Here is a 26897-nt window from a genome sequence, read left to right on the forward strand (position 1 = left end):
AAGATTTTCTAACATGGTCATACTATATTTAGAGAATGGAGAGGATATCACCTTGAAAATCAATCAACTAATTGCCAACAATATTAATCGTTTAGATGCCGTCTTACCAGAAGATCAATCGTTAGGAATTGCTGGTTTGTCTGGATCAGGTAAAACTACATTTTGTCAAACGATTGGTGAAGAATCCAAAAAACGTCTTGTTTCTTTATTACCAAAAGCTGAATATCAATATTTGTTTCCAAATATCATGGAAACGAATTTCAGCGCCATCAAAATGGAGGACATGCCTTTAGTTCTCTTTTTAGGGAAATCATCCATTTCCACGAATCCACGTTCAACCATTGGTACGCATACAGGCGTTTTTAAAGAGATTCGCGAAAGGCTTGCAGAGGAATATCATCTATCACCAGAAGTTTTTTCTTTTAACAATGCATTAGGCTGGTGTCCTGCTTGTAAAGGACGTGGCACGACTAAAAATGTCGAGTGTAAAAAATGTGAGGGTAAACGTTATAATCCCGAGGTTGAACAATATAAGCTAGAATTATGGAATCAACCACATAGTATTTCCGATATCAACAATTTAAGCATGGAAGCGATTTATTCCCTTTCAGTGGAATTAAATCTTAGCGAAGAAAGACAACATATTCTTGAAAATATAATCAATATGAATATTGGCTACTTAACATTAAATCGCATCATGGGTACACTGTCGGGAGGGGAATTAACACGACTTTACTTGGCAGAATTCATGGCAACTAGTGAAAATACCGTCATTATTATTGATGAAATCTCAGTTGGTCTAGATCATGATACCCTCTTGAAAATTTTGGAACAGGTTAAACAATTGGGCTGTAAGAATCAAATTTGGCTTATTGACCATTCTGATACGGTGCTAGACACAGCTGATGACCATTTGTTCTTTGGGCCAGGCAGCGGAAAATATGGCGGAAAAATTGTCGAACAATCACCGCGTCCAGAACCTGTTTTTGCACAACGAAATCAGGCAATGCCAACAGAATACTATGTATTTCAAGATCTTTACTGTCGTAATATTCAAATGGCTGAAATTCAGGTTCCCAAAAATAGACTTGTAACTTTTTCAGGTGAATCAGGATGTGGGAAATCGACCCTTGTCAATGAGTGTATCTCCAAGGATTTTGTGAAGCGTTATCCAAAAGATAAACTGGTTATGGTAGGGCAAGACCGAAACCAATCAATTACAAGCAGGTCTACCATTGCTACGTTTCTTGATATTAAAAAGAAACTCACAAAATACAGCGACGAGATTGATGATATTTTTCAGCGCTCCATTGAAGATATTATTGAGGAACTGCCAAATGAAGACATCGCACATAAGCGTTTAAGTTTACTAATTAAACTAGGGCTCGGTTATTTAACGTTAGAAAGAAAAACGCAATCCTTGTCGACAGGTGAATTTCAATGTGTCCATTTAGTATCTGAGCTGTTTTCGAACGCAAGAAATCCCCATACGCTATTTATTTTTGACGAGCCTTCAAAAGGTTTATCACAAAATATATTAAATCAATTCATTGATAGTGTAAGGGACATCCTGCAAGATGAATCGATCACCATCATTATGATTGAACACAATGCTTATATGCTAGAAAGCTCTGATTTTATCGTTGATTTTGGAAGAAGACAGTTAGAGCCTGTTCAACATCTTAATGTTGTCAGTCATGATGATTATGTTCGTCATAAGAAGGCTACAGATAGCGTTGAATTGCATATTTCTTCAACACTCAAACAGCAAAAGGGTATTCACTACTTAGAAGAAAATCATATCGACTATTTTAAAAAAGCAGAAAATATCTATAAGGGCGGTATCTTAAAAAGCTTATCATCCATGGCTCGTTTGATTTATGGTGAATACGAATCTAACACAATCGCACCTGTCATCGCCATTGATCTTGAAAGACACTTGTATAGTCAATATAGTTTTCTCTATGAAATTGGTGGACTGATCAACCATATTGTAGCTGCTCATCCGACCAATAAAGATACAAGAAGCTTCGATTTCTTTAGTCAAGAAAATCATTGTCCTAGCTGTTCGGGTCGTCTGGAAATTGAAAAATTTGATGTTGATATCGTTATTCAAGACAAAACAGTACCGTTCTGGGACGGACTAATACGTCCAGAGGTGATGGACGTATTAACATATTATCAATATTCAAAATTACAATTCCTTTTTGATGAGATCAAGAATGAACTTGGTCAAGATATTAGTAAAAGCTACAATGACATGACAGAAGCGGAAAAGCATACATTTTTATATGGTTATTGGGAAAAGTCATTTTATGATAAAGCAAGTAAGTCTTCGAAAAAATGGGAAGGCTTTAATTTTATCCTTGGACGTTATATGGTTATTTCGAATTCAATTATTAAAGAGCAAATGAAAGAATCCAAAGAGAAGATTGCCTGTCCAATCTGTCATGGAGCTGTGCTAAACCATCATAAAAAACTTACATTTGGGAATACTGATATTCGCGAGATTATTCATCAATCGATTGATCAGGTCATAACAACAGTAGGGAAGTTACCACAGCTGGAAAAACTAAAAGCAATTGTTGGTGGCGATATGACCCTTACACAAGATGTCTCCTTACTTCCTAGGGAAATACAAGTCTCGCTGAAAATGTTTGAATTAGAACTGGCAAGCTTTGTCGGTTATGAAATGGTCTTACAAAATGTGTTACCATTCTGGGACAGCATAAAAGGTAACATCGAAGCTATAAGCAGCAAAAATCAGATAACAATCTGTGATTTTGCCAATATTGATGAAACAAGAGAAACCATTATTGATAAGTATTTCACCAATGGAAAATACAAAAAACTAACATATGTCTATGAAGCGTTTGGCTACAAAAAAATTGTGACACAAATTAATAAGGTAAAGGCAAGTCATCCATGTCCATTCTGTAAAGGGAAGAAAGTTATTTCAGAAGATAATCTCCATGATGGCGTCTATAAATTATCGGTACCCTGTGTAAGTTGTGATGCAAGTGGTATTAATGATGAGGGACGAAAGAAAATCGTCGAGGGCATAGATGTGCAAACATGGCTAACTGGCACCGTCAGTGATGTTGTTAGTGAAAATATTGAGGCAGTTGCAAATATTCCAATTTTCAATCGTATTCGTGAGTTGAATAAACGAGATATGATGGCAGTTTATCAATGCCTTGAGCACAATAATTAAATTAGAATAGATGTTCGTCTGTGATAGAAACTCATTTGCAATCATAAATGGCAAATGAGTTTTTATGTTATTGAGGCGACTGTACAAACTTATTCAAGGAACAAGGGTGGTCATTTTTGTATAGAAGGAGCAAAATAAAAAACCCGGAAATAAAATTCCAGGCTTGATTCCTACTTATAGTGCTCCATGACACACTGCCTCGCTTCCGCATTGGCTCTTAAAATTTTTAAGAAAACTGTGCTTTAGCTTAATTCAGTTTTGAGTTAACGGTCAGCCCCACTCATCGGGTTAACCCTCCTTGTCATCGGATTTGAAGTGAAATCTTTAATAGTATAGGTCATTCATTATTTTTCATACTCATTTTTTAAAATAAATGAAATTTTAAGTCCGAAAAATGGTGCAGATTAGTTGAATAAGAAGGGTTTGGTGGGAAAATATAGAATTGTTTAAGAAACGGAAAACAAAAATTTAGATTAAGGTCTTTAGGCTAATTAAAGGGAGCTAAAATATGAAAGCTATAGTGTTTGATTTTGATGGGACATTGGCGAATACTTTACCGATTTGTTTTTATGCTTTTCAAAATGTGTTTAAGGAATTTGATAAAAAGGATCTTACTTCTAATGAAATTAAAGAAATGTTTGGTCCTTCTGAAACAGGTATTATTAGAAATAACCTAGCAAATCTTAAAAAGGAAGAAGCCATTGAATATTTTTATGCGAAGTATTCAGAATTACATAAAAGTTTGGTAGAAGTCAATCCTGAAATTATTGAATTACTGAAGTCCTTGAAAGGAGCAGGCATTAAAATAGGAATTTTTACGGGAAAGGCAAAAAGGAGCTTAGATATATCTCTAAAAGCATTAGATATGGAGGGATTGTTTGATGTCATAATAACTGGTGATGATGTAATAAAACCTAAACCTGATCCAGAAGGTTTGCTGAAGGCCTTATCTCTTTTAGGAGTAAAAAATTCTGAGACGATCTATATTGGAGATAGTGATGCTGATGTAGTTGCTGGTGTACAAGCTAATGTCTATACGGTTGGTGTACAGTGGTTGCCTGAATACCACACATCTACATTTAGCGAACAACCAGATTCAATCATAAAAAGTGTAAAGGAATTTAAAAATTCTTTTAAGGTAAAGTGCTTATGAGTAATCAATGGTTGGAATGGGCAAAAAGAATTCAAGCATTATCTCAGGCAGGATTAACCTTTTCTAAAGATATCTATGATATTGAGCGTTATAAGGAATTACGTAACATTAGTGTAGAAATTATGTCAACATACACTGATCTTGAAATGCACAAAATTAAAGATTTATTTACGAATGAAAAGGGATACCAAACGCCAAAAGTCGATGTTCGAGGTGTGGTTTTTAAAAACCATCAAATTTTAATGGTGAAAGAAAATATTGATGGTAATTGGGCTTTGCCAGGTGGGTTTTGTGATATTGGATTATCCCCTTCTGAAAATGTAGTTAAGGAAATTAAAGAGGAATCAGGTTATGATGTAATCCCAATCAGATTAATTTCTTTATTGGATAAAAATAAACACCCACATCCTCCAGATCCATATCATTATTATAAGATATTTATTTTGTGTGAGATTATTGGAGGGGAAGCCACTATAGGTATTGAAACCAATAACATTCAATTTTTTTCGGAACACAATTTACCGCAGCTTTCTACTAATAGAAATACCGAGTCACAAATTATTAGTCTCTTTGAATTTTTACGGAACCCAGACAAGGAAACACTATTTGATTAAAATTGCATGAATCTAAAGAAAATGCTCTTTTTATGAATGTTCTTATTACACTAACGAAGATGTTTGCGTGACAGACTATATTAAAAAGGTCGAATCCTTAGCGTACAGGAATTCGACCTTTTTAGGTAAAAACCGTATGTTATCTGGCCTTCATCAAATGTTAAAATGCAATAGTCGCCACTTTACATTCATTGATCAATTTACGTTATTTTTCCCAATGTTCATCAATGAATTGATCTCGGCCTGAAAGCGCTCGGTCCTTCTGATAATGCTCTGATTCCTTTTTATAATAGTCCTGATGATAATCTTCAGCAGGGTAGAAGTGCTTAGCATCACGAATTGTGGTTACAATAGGTTTATCAAAGCGACCACTTTTGGCAAGCTTCTCTTTGGACGCTTCGGCAATACGTTTTTGCTCCTCTGAATAGGTGAAGATGGCCGTCGTGTATGACTCACCGCGGTCATGGAATTGACCATAGGCATCCGTTGGGTCGATTTGCATCCAGTATATATCAAGGAGCTGCTCATAACTAAAAACAGTCGGGTCAAATTCAATTTCTACTACTTCTAAATGACCTGAAGTGCCTTTTTTAACATCCTCATATGTAGGGTTTTCTAAATGGCCACCCATGTAGCCCGAAGTGACTTTATGTATGCCGTCCCACTCAACAAATGGCTTTACCATGCACCAAAAGCAACCGCCTGCAAACGTAGCTTTTTCAATCATATTCATCATCCTTTCTAGCGTGAGGTTATTATAGCATTATTTTGCTCATGATTGGCAGATTAGGTGTAGAATACTGTATAGATAGCTGATTATAGGGAGCGTCCATTTATCAATTACGCTTAAGTGTAATTGTCATTGTCTCGAAGATAAACAATGTCGCTGTCGCACAGTAAACATCTGATGAATGTAGACAATATGAAACTTTCCGTACTCTGAATCGTTAAATAAACTATAAAAAATAGAGGAGTTTTGTTATGGAAGAGCAAGAGTATACACGACGCACGCAACGTCCTCAAAAGCGTCGATTGCGTAAAGGGAGAGCAATTTTCACATTGTTGTTAATCTGTATCATTGTCATCGTGGGTTATTCCGTTATGCAGTATCGTAGTGGACTAGAATTGGCCAAAGATACGAAGGTAGCTCAGGAGGAGTTCAGCGGCGATACAGTAAAAGGTGATGTGGAAAACTATTTATTATTAGGAGTCGACACTCGTGGTGAAGAAAAATCACGAACAGATACAATGATGGTATTATCTTGGAATAAGAAAACAAATGATGTCAAGCTTCTATCGTTAATGCGTGATATTTATGCGGAAATTCCAGGGTACCAATCTTATAAGCTAAATACGGCGTACTATTTAGGTGGAGTTCAATTATTAAAAGATACGATTAGCAATATGTTTGGCCTTCCGATTAATCATTATGCCGTGATCGATTTTAAAAATTTTGAATCGCTTGTAGATATTTTAGCGCCAAACGGTGTTGAAATGAATGTTGAAAAAGATATGTCTGAAAATATTGATGTAGTGCTAAAGCAAGGTGTGCATAATTTAAACGGTAAAGAATTACTGGGTTATGCCCGTTTCCGTCATGATGCTGAAGGAGACTTTGGACGAGTAGCACGACAACAAAAGGTCATCGAAGCATTAAAGAATGAATTATTAGCACCCCAAAATGTCTTGAACTTACCAAAATTTGTTGGTGCAGTACAAGGCTATGTGACAACGGACTATTCATCTACTGGAGAGATTCAGCAAGTCCTTAAAATGCTGTCGAAGGGTAAGGTTAAAATAGAGAAGGCCACTATTCCGATTGAAGGTAGTTATAGTTTCCAAACCTTTAGTCATGCAGGTGCTTCGATTGTGATAGATGTAGAGAAAAATAAAGAATTTTTACGTAACTTTTTAGGTATAACACTGGAGTGATGTTTCGCAAAAACCAATACTATCCTGTAATATAAAGGTAAAGCATCTGAATTGGGGTGGGTATATGGAAAGAGAAAGACCGAAGGAGCGTTCAAATTTGTTTTCTAGCAAATTTATTCGTTTTTTAGGTGGTAGAAACCTATTATTTACACTCATTGTTTTATTATTACTGGCTTGTGTTATTTTCATGTTCCAAAAAGTTTCCTTTATATTTACCCCGCTTAAAGTATTGTTTGAAGTCGTAATATTACCAGGGGTACTTGCCATCATTGGGTATTATCTATTACGCCCATTATTAGGACTTTTAGAGAGATGGCGTATCCCAAGAGTTTGGGGTATTTTGATTCTATATATCGCGGTAATTGGCGTCATTACGTTATTAGTCGTACTAGTCTATCCATTTTTGCGTGATCAGTTTGCGAATTTAGCACAGGATTTCCCCGTGTATTTTATGTCACTAGCACAAAAAACTGTGGACTATATAACGAATTCTCGCTTCAATGAGTATTTAGATAGTATTGGCTTTAACTATGACCAAGTTGTGAAGAATTTTACAACGGATATGTTTGAAACGGTAAAAGATACTGTGTCGAATTTAGCGCAAGGTGTTGCCACTGGTATTACTGGCTTCCTTTCTACTTTAACAGGTATTATTCTATCGCTAGTGACAGTACCATTCATTTTATTTTACCTACTGAAAGATGGTAAAAAACTACCGAAGTTTATGTTAAAAATTTTCCCGCCACGTATGCGTAACGAAGTACAGGGAATTTTGCATGATATGGACAAGCAAATTAGCTCATACATACAGGGTCAGATTCTAGTATCCATGTGTATCGGTGCAATGGTAACAATCGGTTTTTTAATTATCGGTATGAAATATGCGTTATTGCTGGGGATCCTTGCGATGATCACCAGTGTGGTTCCTTATTTAGGGCCGGTTATTGCGATTACACCAGCTGTGATTATTGCCCTCGTGCAATCACCATTTATGCTTATTAAGCTGGCCGTTGTTTGGACGGTGGTACAGCTGATTGAAGGGAAATTCATCTCTCCACAAATTATGGGTAAATCACTGAGTATCCACCCAATTACAATTATTTTTGTGTTATTAACGGCTGGTTCCTTATTTGGGGTACCAGGAGTTATTTTAGGGATTCCCGGCTATGCTATCTTTAAAGTGCTTGTCACACATTTATTTAAGCTATTTAAACAGCGCTATAATCGCTATGAGGATGAAGATCATCAAAAATATGAAGTGTAAGAAGAGGCAGCTACTGTGTCCTGCAGTAGCTGTTTTTGTATGGGACAAATTACTATCAATAAAAATATGTATGTTTTATCTGTTGTTAAGTGTTACAATTATTATGCAATTTCCACTTATTACCTAATGTATGTTTAATATTAGATGGGGGAAAGACAAAATGAAGAAAGTTATATCAGGATTAATACTTGCATTAAGTTTAGGGTTATTCAATAATTCACATGCAAGCGCAGAACCTCTAGTTAAATCAAAAGAGGATGTTAGACCGATAGAAGTTGTTGCGAATGGTGAATTTATAAAGATGGATGTACATCCTCTAATGGATAATAACCTTCTATTCGTTCCTATCCGAGCGCTTGCATCTCTTGGCCTTTCCTATAGTTTTAACCCTACGACTAGAGTTGCCACAGTTCAAAATAAAGATGGAGAGTACCTGAAAATTAGTGCAAATAGCAAGACTGCCTATAAAAATGGTAAAGCTATAAAAATGGATATACCTGCTCAAAATAGCAATGGCCGTATTCTTGTTCCTATACGATTTGTCTCAGAATCCTTGGGGTACAACGTTCAGTTTGAATCCATTCGCAAATTTGTTTTTGTTAACTCAAAGGACTATTCGTTTGATTCGAAAATACTGTATCAGGATGACCTTCAAGCAGCGCGTAAAGCCGCTATCGCATTACCAATCAACACGGATTTCAAAACACTTAGTACATTAAATGGTTATCGTTTACATGAATATACGTTCCCTTCAGGAAGAGCAGACATTTACTTTTTTAATGATGGAATTTATACATTTGTACAGGTCAAAGATGGTAAAGCAATTGCCATTGGCCAATTATACCGGGAGCGAAGAGTGCCATCTCAAGCAGCAGGGAATGTGTCACCCGAAATGAGTTTAGATACAGACCCGATCATGGAGGCCTATGATCATCGTAGTGTAATCTTTTTTGAAAACAATGATAGCACGGCTGGGGCTGGTTACCAAGATGATAAAAATAAACGGGTAGATCTTAAAACAAAAATGAATGTATATTCTGATATCATACAGAAACTTCCCGACCACAGATAAAGTGGTTGATATAAATTTAAAAGAGGCATTGCCCCATTTTTCTGGGCAATGCCTCTTTACTTAATTAAACAAGGTATTTCAATATACAAATTGGTTACGTGAGTACTTATATATATAACTAAATCTGTAACATATGAGGTGTTTCTAAGAAATGATAACAAGGTTTTTGAGAATATTTGTAGAATAATAATTAGAGTAATCTACATTATATAGGAGACAGATATGGGATATATCCAGGATTTACGTAAAATAGTTGGAACTAGACCATTAAATTGAAAAACCCTTCTAACAAGTAAAGTTATTGAAGGGTTTAAAGGAAATTAGTTTTGCGCTACTAATTGTACTTGTGCTAAGCGATCGACAGCTTCTTGTAGGACTTCTTTTGGTTGTACGAGCGCTAAACGTAAATAGCCTTGTCCAGCAGTACCAAATACTGTACCAGGAACTGTTACGATACCAACTTGCTCAATGAGTTTAAAGGCTAACTCTGTGCAGTCAATATCGTATGGGTATTTCGCCCATACGAACATACCACCATCAGAAGGGGCTGCATCCCATCCTAATGCACGTAGGCCGTTCATTAGCGTTTTATGGCGTTCTGAGAAAGTTGCACGAAGGCTAGCTGTAATTTCCTCTGCGTTATCAAGCGCTACAACTGCAGCATCTTGAATTGGCTCGAAAATACCGAAGTCTAAGTTTGATTTTAACTGCTTAAGGATCTCAATTGCCTCAGCGTTACCCGCGATATAGGCGATACGTGTACCTGCAAGGCTAAAGCTTTTCGATAAGGAGTTGATTTCCATTCCGACTTCTTTTGCGCCAGGAGCGGCAAGGAAGCTAATTGGGCTGTCACCTGTAAAGTAGAATTCAGAGTATGCCGCATCATGTAGAACGATGATGTTGTATTTTTTCGCAAAGGCAATGACTTTTTCAAAGTATGCTAATGAAGGCATTGCAGGCACTGGATTACCTGGTAAGTTTAATATCAGTAGTTTTGCTTTTTGCGCAATTTCTTCTGGCACAGCATCTAAATCTGGTAAATAGTCGTTATCAGCTGTTTGAGGCATATAGTAAGGTGTTGCACCTGCTAGATGAATCCCTGCATCATAGGCAACGTACGCTGGATTTGTGGATAATACGATATCTCCTGGGTCACAAAAGGCCATTGGTAAATGCACTAAGCCTTCTTGAGAGCCAATTGTTTGAATAATTTCAGAAGTGGGATCTAAATCTACATTGCTACGGCGTTTATAATAGCGGCTAACAGCCTCATAAAAACGTTGTGTTCCTGTTAATGTGTAGCCATAGGATTCTGCTAAACCCGCTTTATAAGATAAATGCTCACGAATTTTAGCGTTTGGGGGAAGGTCGGGGCTCCCTAAGCTAAGGTCAATCATAGTCATACCTTTAGCTTGCTGTTGTTTTGCATGGTTTTTTAAGTCTCCAAAGATTGCTGGTTTAAATAATGACATTTTTTTAGATGGTAGGATTTTCAAACTAGTACACTCCTTATAGTTGTATAACAGAATAGTAGTTCACATTTTATCATACTAAAGCATATAAAGGGAAAGTTATTCTGAAAAAAGAATATATTTCTATAATGGAGAAGATGTGTGCGTAGAATAGCAGAAATATTTTAGCTAATGATGGAAATGATAATTTTAACGGAAAATTGGTAACATTTCTGCTATTATGATGGATGGGAAGGGAGCTGTTAGTAATGATTGTTTATTCTTTAAGTGGTCCAAGTGGAACAGGGAAAAGTACAAGCGCACTTGTTTTCGCTCATAAAATCGGGGTAGAGGCTATTATTGATGATGGCTTATTAATTGTAAATGGTGTGAAAGTAGCAGGACTCTCCGCAAAATTTGAGAAAAATACGATAACAGCAGTTCGTCGTGCCATTTTTACAGATGATGCTCACTGTGAGGAAGTAAAAAAAGCACTTCATACATATAAGGTACAATCAATTTTACTGATTGGTACGTCCGATAAAATGACAAAAACGATAGCCCGCCAGTTAGAGCTTGGGCCAATTGAAAAATATTACTATGTAGAGGATGTACGATCCCAAAAAGAAATTGCCAAAGCCCGCTTTATTCGACAAACACAAGGTAAGCATGTTATGCCGATACCGTACCGCCAAGTCGAGCAAAACTTTTTTAAACGCTTAGTTCAAAAAGGCAAGGAGATTTTCTCGTCGAAGCGTGAAAAAATAGGGGAGACAACGATTGTTCGCCCTGATTTTCAACAGGAGTATATCGAGATTGGTAAGCATGTTTATGTGCAGCTACTTACCTACTGCTGTGCAAAACAAGAGATTGTTCACAAGGTCGAGCAAGTTCAGTTTTTATTAGGTGAACAAGCGCAAACAACGATCACACTACAGCTTAAGCTACCAATTGATTATTCATTGCCAGATCGATTGTATGCATTACAGGAAAATGTACAGGCGGAATTTTATCAGCATTTTGGTTATGAATTAGATGCGATTCATCTTCACATTAAGTCTGTTATGCTGAAACGAAAGTTTTAAAAAAACAGGTACTCCATTCGCTAGGCGCGAGCAGAGTACCTGTTTTTTTTATTTTGATTTACGTGTAAATTGTGGTTGACGCTTTTCTACAAAGGCACGGCAACCTTCTGAAAAGTCATTGCCAACAAACGGCGTAGAGCCTTGCCACAAAGTTGGGACACTATCCACGCATTCTTGTACAGATTGCTTCACGGCTAGTAAGGATTCAGGGGACATTCCAGCTACAAGCTTACCCATGCGAATCATGTATTTATTTATATCTTTTTCAGCAACTAAATAGTTCAGCATGCCAAGTTTAAAGGCTTCCTCAGCTTTAAACAGGCGACCTGTAAATACTAAATCTTTTGTTGTCGAAGGGCCAACAAGTTGAACTAAACGCTGTGCAAATTTATTATTTAAGGTGATGCCTAATTTACCGACAGGGATACCGAGCTTCGCTTTTTCAGAGCCGATACGGATATCACAAGCTAAGGCAAGCTCTAAGCCAGCACCCATTGCAGGTCCATTGATCACGCCGATTGTTGGAATTGGTAAGCGCTCAATAGTAGAGATCGTTTTTTCCATATGTACAAACGCTTCTTCGGCTTTTTCAAGGGAAATGGCGTTAAACTCTTTAATATCAGAGCCAGCTGTAAAGTTTTCGCCTGATCCGCGTAAAATTAATACTTTATTTTTAGGATTATCTAGTACTTGCAGGGCAATTTTGGCTAATTGATCCCACATATTTGCTGTTAGCGCATTTTTAGCCTGTGGGCGGTGAATCGTAATAATCGCTAGCCCAGCTGTTTCTTGATAAATAATTTTTGCGTCTTCTGCCTCAAGTCGAGTTGTTTTTACTTGCATGCTTGAAAAGCCCCCTACATTTAAAGTTAATATATTTATTATATAACACAAACGACAATAAACACTAAATTATACGAATTTTCATGTAAATCTGACCTGTTATACAAAAATAGGGTCATTTCAAAGAAATTGTACTACAACAGAGCGCTCGGAATTACTATTGTAAGAAAACGAAAGATATGAGACACTGCTATAGGAACTTCTGTTTCTTAAATTGTAAAAGGAGCATTTGAATACATGAAGCGGGTTAGTTTATAGTAACTACAGATTATCCGACATTATAATTTATAAAAATAAAGATAACCTACGCACCCCAAATATAGTAAAATACATGATAAACACGCACAGTTAACAAGGAGGGAGCTAGATGGTCACATTAGAGAAGGCATGGAACAGCTACTTATTACTTTTAAAATCTTTAAAGAAAAGTGCTGCAACAAAAAAGCAATACAATATAGATGGACAGCAGTTTTTAGCGTTTGCCCATGAGGAAAACTACTTGTATGTGGATCATCATTTCAAAGAATTGTTATTATTATATAGTAATTATTTGAAAGAAACGTACGTAAATGTTAATACATTTAATCATAAAGTTGCTACATTACGAGGCTTTGTTGACTTTGTTTTGTTACGAGAGTGGGTGCAGCCTTTTGATTATGAGGTCATTTTACAGCCAAAAAAGAAGCAAAAAGAGGCGTTAAAATTACTGACAAAGAAGCAATTGATACAAATTTCGAATGTCTGGCCAACCTATTTTCAATACACGAAAACACTAGAACATGCATGGCTCGCAAGGCGCAATGGCTGCATTGTCCAAATGCTTATGGAAACAGGATGTAAACCAGCTGAGCTTGTCCGGATGAAATGGGTTCATATTCATATGGAGTCATCCTTAATCTACATTGCCAATCAAAATGGTCGTAGAGAAATAAAGCTTTCTCAAATGTTAATGGAAATGCTAGAGCAATATAAAAAGGCAACGGAGGACATGCATCAGCAAGAAGAAGGAGAATGGATTTGGGTAAGTGAGGCTAGCCAAGTAAAACCCATTACTACGAAGACAGTAGAGCGAATCTTCCAAACTATTTCAAAGGAAATCGGGACGAATGTTAGAGCCACAGATTTGCGCTATACCGTCATGCAAAAGGCCTTTCAAAGTGAAAAAACAATCGAAAATATTCAGCAAACCATGGGCTATGTACGAAAATGGGTGTTAACAGAAAGGCAAGGGCGTTTTGAATAACTCGTGCAGTAATTGCATCTATATACAAATTACTGCACGATTTGTTATAAATGATTTAACGCCTTGACGTTCACTTTAACGCTTAAATGATGCTTTCCGCCTGTATAAACTCCTTCAACAGGACTGATATCGGAATAATCGCGACCAATGCATAAAATAATGTGATTTTCTAATACTTCCACATTATTCGTTGGATCGAGACCAATCCAGCCGATTCCAGGTATCATGACCTCCACCCAAGCGTGGGTTGCGATATCGCCGACTAGGGCAGAATTTTCGTCAACATATAAATAACCGCTCACATAGCGAGCTGGAATTCCTTTGGCCCGTAACACCGCAAGCATTACGTGTGTGAAGTCCTGACAAACACCTCTCTTCAGTATGAATGCTTCACTGGCAGTTGTCTTAACATCAGTCGCACTAGGATCATATTCAAATGTTGAGTATATATATTGCATTAAATTCAGTGAAAATAGGACAGGGTTTTCAGCATGGCCAATCGCATGATAAACTTCCTCTAACTGATTTTCTGCCATATACGTAAAATGGGTAAACTTTAAAAAGGGCAAATAATGCTCGTAAAAAAGCTGCGAGTGAAAAATCGTCTGCATCTCTGGTGAATATTGAATTCGATGAATAAATGGTGCACGTTGAATGCTGACAATAGATGTCGTTTGAATTTCTAGCTCTTGGTGCTGCTCAGGGATATAAAAAGTACCAACCGTATTACCCCAAATATCTGTATGCTCACGCGTTAGGGAAGAAGGTGTAATGGCAATTCGATAGGATAATAAGCGCTGACGCTCATCGCTTCTTGGCTTTAAGCGGATTGTATTTAAGCTTTGATCGACTTCAGACTCATATTGAAAAATATTAGTATGTTGAATTTCAAATTTCATCGTGTCCGCTTCCTTTGAATTACTGACTTGCTTGTTGAAAGGGAGCTGTGATTGATTCCTTTCAAGGTTGTACGCTGGGTTCATATAAATGATAAATTGTTGCAAATGTATTGCCAAACTCAATACATTGACACAATCTTTCCTCCATTAATAAAATAGTTTCCTCTAAGGTAATATTCCATAAATCCACATTCATCATCGCAAATAATATACTCTTTAATGGGGCATGAAGCTCAAAAAATCTTGCTGAAAGCGTTTCTTTTTCTATATGCATAAATGCCTCATCTATTTTTTGTAGGCAAAACATCACTGAACGTGGGAAATGCTTATCTTGTAATAAATATTGAATGACACAAAGTAAATCTGTTTGGCGATGTTTTCGTAGGTAAGATTCTGTCGCCTCTGACAAATCAAGTAAAAATGATCCGTCTGCTTCTTTAATTGGTATGGCTATTTGCTTATGATGCTCCAGTGTCACTAATACCATACGAATCGTCTTTTCTGCTCGTTCTACCCATTTCCCAACTTGCATGAAATAAAAAGGGAGATCCCGATCCATTGAGCCTTCGATAAGCCCAGTCACCGTCAAGAAAGTCTTACGTACATTTTGTAGAAAAGTGTTAAGAACGATAAGTGGAATGGGCCTTTCACGTATCAGTATTTCCTGCCGTAAAGATAAATAAAAGGCATTTTGCAATTCCCAAAGCTCGGTCGGGATACTATCTCGAGTAACGCGCGCGTTTTCTCTAACCGCACTTAAGGTAGCATGGAGGGCATTACAGTTCTTGTTAGAAAAAAGTAAATATTCTATAAGAGGGTTAACCCGAATCGATTCGTAATAGGTTAAATACTCTTCCTTTGAAGCACAAATATCTAACACTGCTTCCCAATGATCGATGTATTCATGTTCTTTACCAGATTGCTCCAACATATTCAACAGCTGTACCTGTAATATATGTGCATTCGTTTGTGTTCGTTCACTATATCTTGCCATCCAGTATAGTGCATCGGCTACTCGGCTTAGCATGCTGCGATTCCTCCTTTAATATCCATGTATCTTTTGCTCCTCCGCCTTGAGATGAATTCACAACTAAAGATCCTTCTTTTAGTGCCACACGAGATAAACCACCTGGAAGCACATAAATATCCTCGCCCTTCATAACATATACACGTAAATCGACATGACAAGGATAGAACCTTCCATCCTGAAAAGCGGGGGCTCTAGACAGTTTAATAGTTGGCTGAGCAATATATTGATATGGATTATCCAGTATTTTTTCTTTAAATTTTGCGATCTCTTCTTCACTTGCATGCGGGCCAATGAGCATATCATAACCACCTGAGGCACTAACATTTTTGATAACAAGCTCTCTTATATGCTCAAGAGCCCAAGCTTGCTGGCTGCTATCATTAAGATGATAGGTTTTCACATTATTTAATATAGGTTCCTCTTTTAAGTAATAGCGAATCATATCGGGCACATAGGCATACATCGCTTTATCATCAGCAACACCGTTACCAACAGCATTTAAAATCGCAATATTGCCAGCTTCATAAGCAGCCATTATATGAGGAACACCCAGTAAAGAATCCTCGCGAAAAACAGCAGGATCTAAGAAATCATCATCAATTCGTCTATAAATAATATCAATCTGCTCGAGGCCATAGATCGTTTTCATAAACACTTTATTTTCGTGCACCACTAAATCATGCCCTTCAACAAGTTGAATGTTTAGCTGCTGTGCTAGGAAAACATGATCATAGTATGCCGAATTGTACATACCCGCTGTTAATAAAACTGCCTTAGGTTCTACATCTGGCTTCATACAACGAGGGCGATGAGCAAGGAGCGCCTTCTTCATGAAAGCCATTTGTTTGTCAAGGGACTGAATTGTATGCTTAGAGAAAAATTCAGGATACACTTCCTTCATGACATAGCGATTTTGAAAAACATAGGACATACCAGAAGGGTTACGTAAATTATCCTCTAATACGTAGTAAATGCCATTCTCATCACGAACTAAATCAATACCAGCTAAGAAAATATGGTTATCAATGGGTACTTGAACACCAAGCATTTCTTTATAGTAATACGGATTATTTTCAATGAGCTGTCTCGGAATAAGTCCATCCTCAATGATAGACTGCTCGTGGTAGACATCATGTAAAAAGTAATTTAAGGCTTTTACCCGCTGCTTCATTCCTGCTTCGATAACTTTCCATTGTTCATACGGAATAATAATAGGTACAAAATCGAAGGGCATTGTTCTCTCAGTTCCACCTTGTGCTCCGTATACGGTAAAGGTAATCCCTTGTCTAAGGAAGCTTGATTGTGCTTGTTGATATTTTTCATCTAACTGTTCCTTTGAGAAAGCATGTAACTTATGATAGAAAGATTGATAATGAGGCTTCGGCTGATTGCCATCTAACATTTCATCAAAAAATAAACCAGATTCATATAAATTCATCATATGGATCGCCCTCCGAATTTAAGAAGTAGTGAAAAAATGATACACTAAGTAATAATCAATTTCGCCCTGGTGTAATTGCCGCTGTCGCTTCGCTTTCGCGCAGATAAACATTGTAGCTGCCGCTTCGCTTTCGCTACAGATAAACAATGTGTCCGGTTTTTGTATACCTACTGAATGAAGATAAATACATATAAGGAGCAAGTAAAAAATGACAATCATCAATTTAATGCAAGCATATGAGCTAGATAAGCTTTCAAAATTAGGTTTAACAGATGAGGAGATTGTGCGCACATTAAAAACGGGGGATGTATCAGTTTGGCAGGAAAAAGTACCAAACTATGAATTTTTAGAAACAAAGATACTTTACCAGAGTGGAGAACAATTATTCCTAGATGCTTTGCATGGTAATTACCGAATTAAATATGTAACATTGCCAGGCATCCAGCGTTTACTGCATCTTCGTTTTCAATTAGAAGAAGGCAAGGACTATCAATTATTAGAAACAGGTATTCAGTCTTTATCTTGTACTGAGGAAATTATCGCGAACCTTCACCAAATGTTATCGACGAACTGGACATTAGTAAAGCAAGCAGATGGGACATACAATATTTTTATCAATTTCGCCTTGGCGTAATTGCGTCCGGATTTTGAATTGTGCCCGCACAATTCATTCCTTTCAAAATCCATTTTTCCTGGACATTGTTCGACCGAAAACCAAATAATTCCATGCGCATTGTGAGACGAATCGACACGTATAGTCGCCCAGCTTTGTTTTTTTCGAATCGTCTCACAGCAATTAATCCATTAGAGTTAAATATTCATTTTTCTTTCACATTATGCATGAAAAGTGAAACTTTATAAAAAACAATTTAAAAAGATGATTTTCTTGTCATAAGAGAATCATCTTTTTTTTATCTTAAAATAAGGAACGTTTGTTCTATCAAACGAAAAAGGGCATTTTTTTCACAATAACGTTCCCAAATTTATATTTGGGAACGTTTTTTCATGGTAAAATAGAGCAAATAGAGGTGATTTTATGGAAAAGACCAATCTACCTAAAATAATGAGAGATTTCCTTGTTTATTTAACGACGATTAAAGGAAAGTCTCAACGCACAAGAAAGGAATACGAATACGATCTGACGTTATTTTTCCGTTTCTATACTGCCATCCAAAATGATATTGATATGACTGATCTAAAGAAAATAGATATTTCTACTATTACAATAGAAGATATCCGTGAAATTACTTTAGAGGATTTATATTTATTTATGGAGTATTGCGAGGTGCAGCGCTCGAATTCTGCATCTGCAAGAGCTCGTAAAGTTGCGACGTTGAAATCTTTTTTTAAATACCTAAAAGGGAAACGACGCCTTTTAGAGGAAAACCCTGCGGATGAATTAGAAACACCGAAGATAGGACGAAAAAGACCAATCTATATGAATATCGAGGAAGCCTCACAATTTATCGAAGGCATACAGCTTAATCGCGCTTCCGCAAGAAACTATTGTATGATGATGTTTTTCTTAAATTTAGGGATTCGTGTTTCAGAGCTTTGTCAGCTAAATCGATCATCCATACAGGGGCGCTATTTAACCGTTGTTGGTAAAGGAAATAAGGAACGTATCGTGTATTTGAATGATAGCTGTGTAAAGGCACTCGCAGACTATGAAAATAGCGGAAAAACACTCTATAAAGGTGAGGGAAAGGAACCCCTTTTTGTGTCACAAAAGGGAACGCGCTTCACCCGTCAAACCGTTGCAAAAATTGTGAAGCAAATTAATCAGCAATCAGGACTTCAAAAAGAACGATTAACACCACATAAATTACGTCATACATCCGCTACCATGATGTATAAAGCAGGGGCAGATATACGAAGTCTTCAGCATATACTAGGCCATTCAAGTGTTGCCACGACGCAAATCTATACACATATAGAAGATGCAGAACTGCAACACGTGCTCGAAAAAAATCCATTCAATATTGTTCGAGAACGATAATACTCGGGACAACCCTAAAGGGAATACTTTATGATATGTAGAATATATAGAGAATAGGTATTTAAAAACTTTGGGGTAGGGGTGTAGTTTATGAATCAATTAATAACGGATCAGCTGAGTGAAACGAGAAATAATTTAGTACAGGAAATTGAGCTATTAAATGATACTCAATTGAATGCTAGACCGAATGCAAACAGTTGGAGTATAGCTCAAGTGTGCCTTCACTTAATTTTAGTGGAAGAATCTTCCATCAAAGCGATTGCATGGGGATTAAAACAAGAAGATAATAAGCAAATAGAACGAAAAAACGTGCATTTTATTGTAGATAGAACGAATAAAGTTGTAGCACCAAAAATTGTAGAACCAGCCGAAGATTTCTTTACAGTTCAGCAAATAATGGAGTTGCTTGATGATTCGAGAAAAAAATTAACGATTTTCCTTGAGACAATTGAAGATCAATCAATATTAGCAGAAAAATCAGTGAAGCATCCTGCGCTTGGTGATTTACCACTTGATCAATGGATTGAACAAATTTATTTGCATGAACAACGACACATCGGCCAAATTAAAGAGATTAAGGAAATATTAGAAGTCGAACAATAAAGAATCACAGAAGAGGTGTAATAGATAGAAGAATAGCAAGAAAGTTTATTGTCCAATTTCTCGGTATTCGAGGGGTTGGATTTTTTTAACAGTTCATTTTCTTGTAGCAATCTCTTGACGGACCAAGTAATCTGTTATATATTAAATAAAAATAATAACAACTGTTATAAAACAGTTTGAGGAGGAATTCTAATGACAAAGTATCGTGATGGGTATGAATTTTATTGTGAAATGTGTGAGCGTTATGGGTTAGAGCCAATTTCATTCCGCTATTATGTGTTACAGTTATCACAACAGCAACTTTCAGCTTATAATATGCAAGCAAAACAATTAGGTATTTAAAAGGTGATTGTTTGTAAAGGATGTGGTTAATACGGAAGCCGACGTGAATATTTTATGAAAAGCCCAGCCATACTAATTTAAATGGACTGGGCTTTTTGTATATTTGAAAGAAATATCAGATAATTCATTGACTTAGTAAATAGTCTGTTATATATTATTTATTAAATAATAATTCTGTTATAGAACAAGGGAGAAGGAATACACATGACACATTATAAAATTGGCTATGAATTTTATCTAAAAAAGTGTGAACAGTTTAATTTAGAACCCATTAATTTCTATTACTATGTCAATCAATTATCGCAAGAACAATTAGAGTATTATAATGAAGCTGCACAAATGAAAGGAAGTTATTAGGATGACAGATTATCGAGAAGGCTATGAATTTTACCGACAAATATGTGAGAAACACGGGCTAGATCCCATAAATTTTAGTTACTATATTTTAAATTTATCTCAAGAACAATTGGATGCTTATAATGAACGCGCCAAAACAGGAGGTCAAATCGAATATGAAGTCTCTTAGCCTATAAATGTCTTACTGCCTGGATGTGACAGTAAGGCATTTTTGGATATTTCATAAAATAATAGTAAAATCGCATATTTTAAAGATGAAAAGCCTAAAGACAATACCATACATAGTTCTAATGTCACTAAATACTTTAAAATTAATCCTTTTTAGCATATTAATGGCCCTTGTATTTTTGTCTATTTTATAGAGAACTATCAGATGTAGCGTTGGATGTTTAGTTATTTGGGTTGAATTAACTGCTTTTCTAAGACTATAATATAATTACATAAAAAAGGCGATATACCACAACTTTATACCTCGCTTTGAATATAAAGCAAAAGTACCAAACCTTCTTATTTTAATGAACGGAGAATGAAAATGATGAATATCACGCCTAGTAATATAAATCAAGTTAACTACAGTCTTAAAGAATTACAAGATATTTTTTCGGCAATGAATAGTTCAATCATTGTAGCCATAACAGACAGAACTGGAAAAATTACTTTTGTTAATGATCATTTTTGCAAAATTTCTAAATATACGCGTGAAGAATTATTAGGCCAGGATCACAAAATACTCAATTCCGGCTTCCATCCGAAATCCTTCTTTAAAGAAATGTGGAAAACAATAGGTAAGGGTGAAATGTGGAATGGAGAAGTGTGCAATCGAGCAAAGGATGGCAGTCTTTATTGGGTGAAGACGACGATTTTCCCTTTTCTTGATGATAATGGTAAACCATATCAATATATTGCTATACGAGTGGATATTACCGCACAAAAGGATATTAAAAAGATTACACATATCGCCTATCATGATGAATTAACAGGGCTACCTAACCGTCGTAAATTAGAACAACGTTTAGAAAATGAATTTCATCAATCTCGTCGCACAGGGGAAAAGTTTGCGTTATTTTTTATTGATGTCAATCGTTTTAAAAACATTAACGATGGACTTGGTCATATCATCGGGGATATGTTCTTAGTGGAAATGGCGAATCGTCTACGGGACATTGATTATACGTCCAATTCCTTCTATCGTCATAACAGTGATGAGTTTGTCTTGATTCTTAATGACGTTAGTCGAATCGAGGAAATGGCCAAGGCAATCATGAATGCATTTAATGAGAGTTTTATTGTAGATACATATGAATTTTATGCAAGTCTTAGTATTGGCATTAGTATTTTCCCTGATCACGCAAACTCCGTACAAGAATTACTAAAAAATGCAGATATCGCAATGTATGCTGCGAAGTCTACGCGTGGCAATCAATATCGCTTATATCGTCCAAATATGGAAGAAGCTAATGATAAATGGCTATTACTCGAAACCAAGTTACATCAAGCATTAAAAAAGGATATTTTAGAACTTCATTATCAACCTAAAATTGATTTAAAAACAAATAAGGTAATAGGCATGGAAGCATTACTGCGCTGGTATGATCCTGAGTTAGGCCATATGCCACCAGATCGCTTTATTCCTTTTGCTGAAGAATGTGGGCTTATTAACGATATCGGTGTATGGGTTTTAAGAAAAGCAGCTGCCCAGGCTCGTACTTGGAATCAAGAACATAATTTAAAATTACGCGTCGCTGTCAACATTTCTCCGATTCATATCAGTACGGAAAACTTTGTCGACATGGTACGTGCAATCATCAACGAAACAGGAATTGATCCGCACTTACTAGAAATTGAAATTACGGAGATGAGTATGCTAGATTATACTGAAGACTTAATTGATACCATTAACCAATTAAGAGCACTCGGTATAACGATTTCATTAGATGATTTTGGTACAGGGTATTCATCACTGAATTACTTAAAAAAATTCCCAGTCGATGTCTTGAAAATAGATCGTGCTTTTGTCAGCGATATTGTACCTGAAAAAACAGGGATTGCCATGATTTCAGCCATGATTTCTCTAGCACACGCTTTGAATCTACAGGTAGTAGCTGAAGGCGTCGAGGAAGAAGCAGAATTAAATGTGCTGCGTGAGCATGGATGTAATTTCGTTCAAGGATACTACTTTAGCAAGCCGTTATCGGTAGACGACTTTACAAAACTGATTGTAGATCGAGTGACAATGAATAAATCCGCCTTTTAATAAGCCGGATTTATTTATTAATTGATATTATTTAACTGTTTTGCTAAAGTTATATAAAATATCAATTGATGATGTGGCCAAGTAAGATAAGAATTGTGAAACAGAAAATATAGCAGGTTGCTGAGAGCTATATCACCGCTTCATATCTGAAACCTACCACGGAGATGTTATGCAAACATAACCGAGTCGTTTCCGTTACCAAACGTTAGAGGGTTTTAAGGTTTTCTTAAAACTAAATTAAAGGTGGTACCACGTCTATAGAGCACAAAGACGTCCTTATTTTGAGGACAGCTTTGTGCTTTTTATTTTTGTTTCTGCATACCAGAAAGGATGAGGTTCCTGTTCAAACGCCCGCTGAAACAAAGGAACTTAGTCTAAGAACGCTACGTCCTGTGGCAATTTATCTGGGCAAAAGCGAAGCGACAGCAACACGGTTTTTTCTGTGCGAAAGCGAAGCGACAGCAACACGGTTTTTTCTGTGCGAAAGCGAAGCGACAGCAACACGGTTTTTTCTGTGCGAAAGCGAAGCGACAGCAACAACAACAACAACAACAATTACGTCGAAGCGTAATTGATTTTACAAAAATGGAGGAAAGCACATGTCAAAACAGCAAGAAGATTTTTCAAAGTGGTACATTGAGACTATCCAAAAGGCAGATTTAATGGATTATACACCAGTTCGTGGCTGTATCGCATTTAAACCTGACGGCTATGAAATTTGGGAGCATATACAGGAGGAAATGGATCGACGTTTTAAAGAAACAGGTCACCGTAACGCTTATTTTCCAATGTTAATTCCTGAATCCTTCTTCCAAAAGGAAAAAGATCATATCGAAGGCTTCTCGCCAGAGCTTCCATGGGTTACTGAGGCTGCAGGCGAGAAATTAGAAGAACGTTTAGCGCTTCGTCCAACCTCCGAAACAATGATTGGACACCTGTATTCGAATTGGATCAAAAGCTACCGCGATTTACCAGTGCTCATTAATCAATGGGCAAACGTTTTTCGCTGGGAAAAGAAAACACTTCCTTTCATTCGTACATCGGAATTTTTGTGGCAGGAAGGCCATACGGCACATATAGATGAAGAAGATGCACGGAAAGAAACGATGCAAATGCTTTCTATCTATAAAGAGGTTGTGGAGGAGTTACTTGCCATTCCTGTTTATGATGGACAAAAAACACCTTCAGAGCGTTTTGCAGGTGCAGTTGATACTTATTCTATCGAAGCAATGATGAAAAATGGTAAGGCCGTACAAGCTGGTACTTCTCACTATTTAGGTACTAAATTTGCGGAAGCCTTTGATATAAAATATTTAAATAAAGCGAATCAGCATGACTATGTTCACACAACATCTTGGGGTACTTCTACAAGATTAATCGGTTCAGTGATTATGGTGCATGGGGATGAACAAGGCCTTGTTTTACCTCCACGAATTGCACCAACCCAAGTTATCTTGATACCTGTAGGTCCTTGGAAAAAGAATCCTGAAATTATCGAAAAACTTGACGAAATCTATGCTGCCCTTAAGGGAAAGAATATTAGAGTTTATCTTGATGACTCGGATCAATCACCGGGCTTCAAATTCAATGAATGGGAATTAAAAGGTGTACCAGTTCGCATTGAACTAGGACCTCGTGACCTTGAAAACAACCAAGCATTATTAAAAGCACGAGATGAAGATGACAAGCAATCAATTGATCTTACAACAATTATCTCAGCAATTGAAGTGGAACTAGCAACGATGCAAACTCGCTTATTTGAAAAAGCGCGCCAATTCCGTGAGGCAAACGCGCATACAACTATTGATACGCTTTCGCATTTAAAGCAGCATCTTGAAACTTCCAAAGAAAACGGTTCTATTCCAGGCTGGATACTTGCTGGTTGGTGTGGAGATGATGCGTGTGAGGAAAAGGTGAAAGAAGAGACAAAATTTACTACTCGTAACATTCCATTTAATCCACCAATGAATAAAACGGCGTGTATTTGCTGCGGAAACGAAGCAAAGCATACAGTTTGGTTTGCTCAGGCATATTAAAAGTTGTGACAAAAAATTCACCCCAATTGTTAGATATGTATCTAATAATCGGGGTGAATTGCAAAAACGGGAAGCTAATTATTCAAATTTATTTGGATTTCCAGCAAAAGAGTCATCTGCTATTTTGATAGATTCGGATGGACATCCTTCATAAGCATCATATAGATCATCATAAAGTTCTTCTGGTACTTGAGCAGTTCCTTCATTGTTATCAAGTAGTGTATGTGAATTTCCTTTGGCATCTTGACTAAAAATCTCTGGTGCAACATCACTACATGCACCACAGCCAATGCAAGTTTCTTTATCGACAATTGTATATTTCATTATTTTTTCCTCCTGTTTAATCATAGTTTAGACTTTCTATTTTTCCATCAAGCTTGTACTATGAGGCGTTTGCATATTTGCGGTTGGGTCAATATATACTTTTGCACTACTAACGGCAATAGGTGCTTCTCCAAATCCAGTTGCAATCAATTTTAGCTTACCTTCATGTGTGCAAATGTCTCCAACTGCGTAAATGCCCGCTATATTTGTTTCCATCCTGCTATTAACAACGATCGAATTATTTTCGATTTCTAACTCCCAATTTTTAATGGGACCTAGTGAGGAAACAAAACCATAATTGACAATAACGTCATCTACATCCATCGTCAATTTGCGAGTTCCTCTTACTTCTTCTAGAACGACCTTGTCAATTCGTTCCTCTCCGATGAGTTCAACTGGGACAAATGGTGTTATGACTTGCACTGTGGAGTTTTGTAAATATTCTACGCTTTTTTCGTGTGCACGGAATGTAACTCTACGGTGGACTAATGATACCTGTTTAGCAATCGATTCTAACATTAATGCCCAGTCAACAGCAGAATCACCACCACCGAATATCATCACTCGTTTTCCCGCAAATTTGTTGACGTCATTCACAAAATAGTGGATATTACTACCTTCAAACTTTTCGACGCCTGCAAGTGGCAACTTCTTTGATTGAAACGCGCCATTACCAGCTGTGATGATAATCGTTTTTGAATAATGAATTTCGGCATTTGTCGTCAGCTTAAATATGCCATCAATTTGTTTTTCTACGTGTTCAACCGATTGTTCAAGACAAATCGAGGGGGTGAATTGATTCATTTGCTTCTTTAAATTATCGACAAGTTCTTGAGCGCGAATCTTCGGGAAACCTGCGATATCATAAATGTATTTTTCAGGATATAATGCAGACAATTGTCCACCAAGTTGCGGAAGACTTTCAATGATTTTCACGGATAATTGCCTCATGCCAGCATAAAAGGCAGTAAATAAGCCTGCTGGCCCGCCTCCAATAATAGTTATGTCAAAAACTCGATCATCTTGTGGCAATAATTTCACTCTCCTTTATTTCTTGATAGTTATATCTTAGATAACAAGAATGAAATTCATCTGAAATTCTGTGAAAGATTTAACATAATCACAAATGTGCCAAAAAAATAAGCTATACTTCTTACAAAATGCTCAAGGCTAGCTATTCTATGACACACCATATAGGCCCGGTGACCGGGTTCCTGCTCTAGTCCGTCACATAGTTTCCAGTAAAGGATACGTAAGAGTAACCTTGTTACATCTCTATACTATAAACAAACGATAGGGGGAAAATGCTTGAAGAGGATTGCGAGCCTCGTTGATATTCGACAAAGTTTTACTTTTATTACATCTGCTTTGCGGGCTGTGTCAGCCTTGCTGGTACTAGCCCCGAGTTGTCACAGAATTGTAATAAATATTTAAAAATTATTTATTTTCAGTTAATTAAAGTCATGGTAGAATTTGTATATGTAATAAAATGTAATAATAGTTAGAAGAAGGTTCATCGCCAAAAGATGGGGTTGATATTTTTAATTGTTAATAGTCGTTGACTGGAGCGAGCAACGCGAGTGAAGCGGCTCATCGGACGCCCCCTGGAAAGCACACTGGCAGAGCGGAAGTCAACCCCAAGTTATGGTGATGAGCCTAGAAGCAGGACTTGTAACATCGTTAGTGTAGTGATATTTATGCATGTGGAAGGTCGACAATTGCAAGAAGAATGAAGGTATGT

General features: G+C 36.8%; 25 protein-coding genes and 1 other annotated feature. Of the genes, 17 read left to right on the forward strand and 8 right to left on the reverse strand.

All coding sequences use genetic code 11. The features are described from left to right. Positions 1–52: 52 nt before the first annotated feature. From ACIQXF_RS02300 to ACIQXF_RS02310, 3 genes are all read left to right on the forward strand, one after another. The gene (locus tag ACIQXF_RS02300) at positions 53–3214 is read left to right on the forward strand and encodes an ATP-binding cassette domain-containing protein (protein ID WP_402778572.1); all 3162 of its coding nucleotides are present in this window, start codon (positions 53–55) and stop codon (positions 3212–3214) included. 508 nt (positions 3215–3722) lie between these two features. Continuing rightward, the gene (locus tag ACIQXF_RS02305) at positions 3723–4367 is read left to right on the forward strand and encodes an HAD family hydrolase (protein ID WP_402778575.1); all 645 of its coding nucleotides are present in this window, start codon (positions 3723–3725) and stop codon (positions 4365–4367) included. Beyond that, a complete protein-coding gene (locus tag ACIQXF_RS02310; RefSeq protein ID WP_402778578.1) occupies positions 4364–4981 on the forward strand; it encodes an NUDIX hydrolase in 618 nt (205 codons plus the stop codon). Before ACIQXF_RS02305 ends, ACIQXF_RS02310 begins: the two co-directional genes overlap by 4 nt. A gap of 205 nt (positions 4982–5186) precedes the next feature. Here ACIQXF_RS02310 and msrA read toward each other — a convergent pair whose 3' ends face one another. Continuing rightward, positions 5187–5708: a peptide-methionine (S)-S-oxide reductase MsrA gene (msrA, locus tag ACIQXF_RS02315; RefSeq protein WP_402779073.1), complete on the reverse strand. Its 522-nt coding sequence runs from the start codon at positions 5706–5708 to the stop codon at positions 5187–5189. 254 nt (positions 5709–5962) lie between these two features. On the opposite strand from msrA, the gene ACIQXF_RS02320 reads away from it, so the two are divergent. From ACIQXF_RS02320 to ACIQXF_RS02330, 3 genes are all read left to right on the forward strand, one after another. Beyond that, positions 5963–6913: an LCP family protein gene (locus tag ACIQXF_RS02320; RefSeq protein ID WP_402778580.1), complete on the forward strand. Its 951-nt coding sequence runs from the start codon at positions 5963–5965 to the stop codon at positions 6911–6913. Positions 6914–6977: 64 nt separating this feature from the next. Further along, positions 6978–8177 (forward strand): AI-2E family transporter, encoded by a 1200-nt coding sequence (locus tag ACIQXF_RS02325; protein ID WP_402778583.1) that lies wholly within the window; start codon positions 6978–6980, stop codon positions 8175–8177. Positions 8178–8337: 160 nt separating this feature from the next. After that, the gene (locus ACIQXF_RS02330; RefSeq protein ID WP_402778585.1) at positions 8338–9249 is read left to right on the forward strand and encodes a copper amine oxidase N-terminal domain-containing protein; all 912 of its coding nucleotides are present in this window, start codon (positions 8338–8340) and stop codon (positions 9247–9249) included. Between the two features lie 320 nt (positions 9250–9569). On the opposite strand, the gene ACIQXF_RS02335 is transcribed toward ACIQXF_RS02330, so the two are convergent. Then, positions 9570–10745, reverse strand: a complete 1176-nt coding sequence (locus ACIQXF_RS02335; protein ID WP_402778588.1) for an aminotransferase class I/II-fold pyridoxal phosphate-dependent enzyme — start codon at positions 10743–10745, stop codon at positions 9570–9572. A 224-nt stretch (positions 10746–10969) separates the two neighbouring features. Here ACIQXF_RS02335 and ACIQXF_RS02340 point away from each other — a divergent pair, with 224 nt between their 5' ends. Next, entirely contained in the window at positions 10970–11785 is an 816-nt protein-coding gene (locus tag ACIQXF_RS02340) for a nucleoside/nucleotide kinase family protein (protein WP_402778590.1), read from the forward strand. Between the two features lie 48 nt (positions 11786–11833). Here ACIQXF_RS02340 and ACIQXF_RS02345 read toward each other — a convergent pair whose 3' ends face one another. Further along, positions 11834–12628, reverse strand: a complete 795-nt coding sequence (locus ACIQXF_RS02345; protein ID WP_402778592.1) for an enoyl-CoA hydratase/isomerase family protein — start codon at positions 12626–12628, stop codon at positions 11834–11836. A gap of 367 nt (positions 12629–12995) precedes the next feature. On the opposite strand from ACIQXF_RS02345, the gene ACIQXF_RS02350 reads away from it, so the two are divergent. Further along, positions 12996–13871 (forward strand): tyrosine-type recombinase/integrase, encoded by an 876-nt coding sequence (locus ACIQXF_RS02350; protein ID WP_402778594.1) that lies wholly within the window; start codon positions 12996–12998, stop codon positions 13869–13871. A gap of 44 nt (positions 13872–13915) precedes the next feature. On the opposite strand, the gene ACIQXF_RS02355 is transcribed toward ACIQXF_RS02350, so the two are convergent. The 3 genes from ACIQXF_RS02355 to ACIQXF_RS02365 form a co-directional block, all read right to left on the reverse strand. Continuing rightward, positions 13916–14770 carry a transglutaminase family protein gene (locus ACIQXF_RS02355; RefSeq protein WP_402778596.1) on the reverse strand — a complete coding sequence of 285 codons (855 nt, stop codon included), beginning with the start codon at positions 14768–14770 and terminating at the stop codon, positions 13916–13918. A 61-nt stretch (positions 14771–14831) separates the two neighbouring features. After that, positions 14832–15797 (reverse strand): alpha-E domain-containing protein, encoded by a 966-nt coding sequence (locus tag ACIQXF_RS02360; protein WP_402778598.1) that lies wholly within the window; start codon positions 15795–15797, stop codon positions 14832–14834. Beyond that, on the reverse strand, positions 15751–17241 hold the full coding sequence (locus ACIQXF_RS02365) for a circularly permuted type 2 ATP-grasp protein (protein ID WP_402778600.1): 1491 nt from the start codon (positions 17239–17241) through the stop codon (positions 15751–15753). The genes ACIQXF_RS02360 and ACIQXF_RS02365 overlap by 47 nt, the downstream gene beginning before the upstream one ends. Positions 17242–17449: 208 nt before the next feature. Here ACIQXF_RS02365 and ACIQXF_RS02370 point away from each other — a divergent pair, with 208 nt between their 5' ends. The 9 genes from ACIQXF_RS02370 (at position 17450) to proS (ending at position 24832) form a co-directional block, all read left to right on the forward strand. Further along, complete coding sequence (locus tag ACIQXF_RS02370) at positions 17450–17875, forward strand: hypothetical protein (protein ID WP_402778602.1); 426 nt, start codon at positions 17450–17452, stop codon at positions 17873–17875. Positions 17876–18277: 402 nt separating this feature from the next. Then, on the forward strand, positions 18278–19240 hold the full coding sequence (locus ACIQXF_RS02375; protein ID WP_402778605.1) for a tyrosine recombinase XerC: 963 nt from the start codon (positions 18278–18280) through the stop codon (positions 19238–19240). A 90-nt stretch (positions 19241–19330) separates the two neighbouring features. Then, positions 19331–19843 carry a DinB family protein gene (locus ACIQXF_RS02380; protein WP_402778607.1) on the forward strand — a complete coding sequence of 171 codons (513 nt, stop codon included), beginning with the start codon at positions 19331–19333 and terminating at the stop codon, positions 19841–19843. Between the two features lie 192 nt (positions 19844–20035). Continuing rightward, positions 20036–20185 (forward strand): hypothetical protein, encoded by a 150-nt coding sequence (locus tag ACIQXF_RS02385; protein ID WP_036126419.1) that lies wholly within the window; start codon positions 20036–20038, stop codon positions 20183–20185. 204 nt (positions 20186–20389) lie between these two features. Beyond that, positions 20390–20542 (forward strand): transcriptional regulator, encoded by a 153-nt coding sequence (locus ACIQXF_RS02390; RefSeq protein WP_402778609.1) that lies wholly within the window; start codon positions 20390–20392, stop codon positions 20540–20542. Position 20543: 1 nt separating this feature from the next. Further along, entirely contained in the window at positions 20544–20711 is a 168-nt protein-coding gene (locus tag ACIQXF_RS02395) for a transcriptional regulator (protein WP_402778611.1), read from the forward strand. Between the two features lie 363 nt (positions 20712–21074). Next, positions 21075–22796, forward strand: coding sequence for a sensor domain-containing protein (locus ACIQXF_RS02400; RefSeq protein WP_402778613.1), 1722 nt, complete (start codon positions 21075–21077; stop codon positions 22794–22796). Between the two features lie 59 nt (positions 22797–22855). After that, positions 22856–23077 (forward strand) — a binding site (T-box leader). Further along, positions 23078–23371 (forward strand): hypothetical protein, encoded by a 294-nt coding sequence (locus ACIQXF_RS02405; protein WP_402778615.1) that lies wholly within the window; start codon positions 23078–23080, stop codon positions 23369–23371. Between the two features lie 24 nt (positions 23372–23395). Then, entirely contained in the window at positions 23396–24832 is a 1437-nt protein-coding gene (proS, locus tag ACIQXF_RS02410; protein ID WP_402778616.1) for a proline--tRNA ligase, read from the forward strand. A 78-nt stretch (positions 24833–24910) separates the two neighbouring features. On the opposite strand, the gene ACIQXF_RS02415 is transcribed toward proS, so the two are convergent. Then, positions 24911–25159: a ferredoxin gene (locus ACIQXF_RS02415; RefSeq protein ID WP_402779076.1), complete on the reverse strand. Its 249-nt coding sequence runs from the start codon at positions 25157–25159 to the stop codon at positions 24911–24913. 33 nt (positions 25160–25192) lie between these two features. Next, positions 25193–26188, reverse strand: a complete 996-nt coding sequence (locus tag ACIQXF_RS02420) for an NAD(P)/FAD-dependent oxidoreductase (protein WP_402778618.1) — start codon at positions 26186–26188, stop codon at positions 25193–25195. Positions 26189–26897 lie beyond the last annotated feature (709 nt).

The organism is Lysinibacillus sp. NPDC097231 (assembly GCF_044761885.1).
Taxonomy (GTDB): Bacteria; Bacillota; Bacilli; order Bacillales_A; family Planococcaceae; genus Lysinibacillus.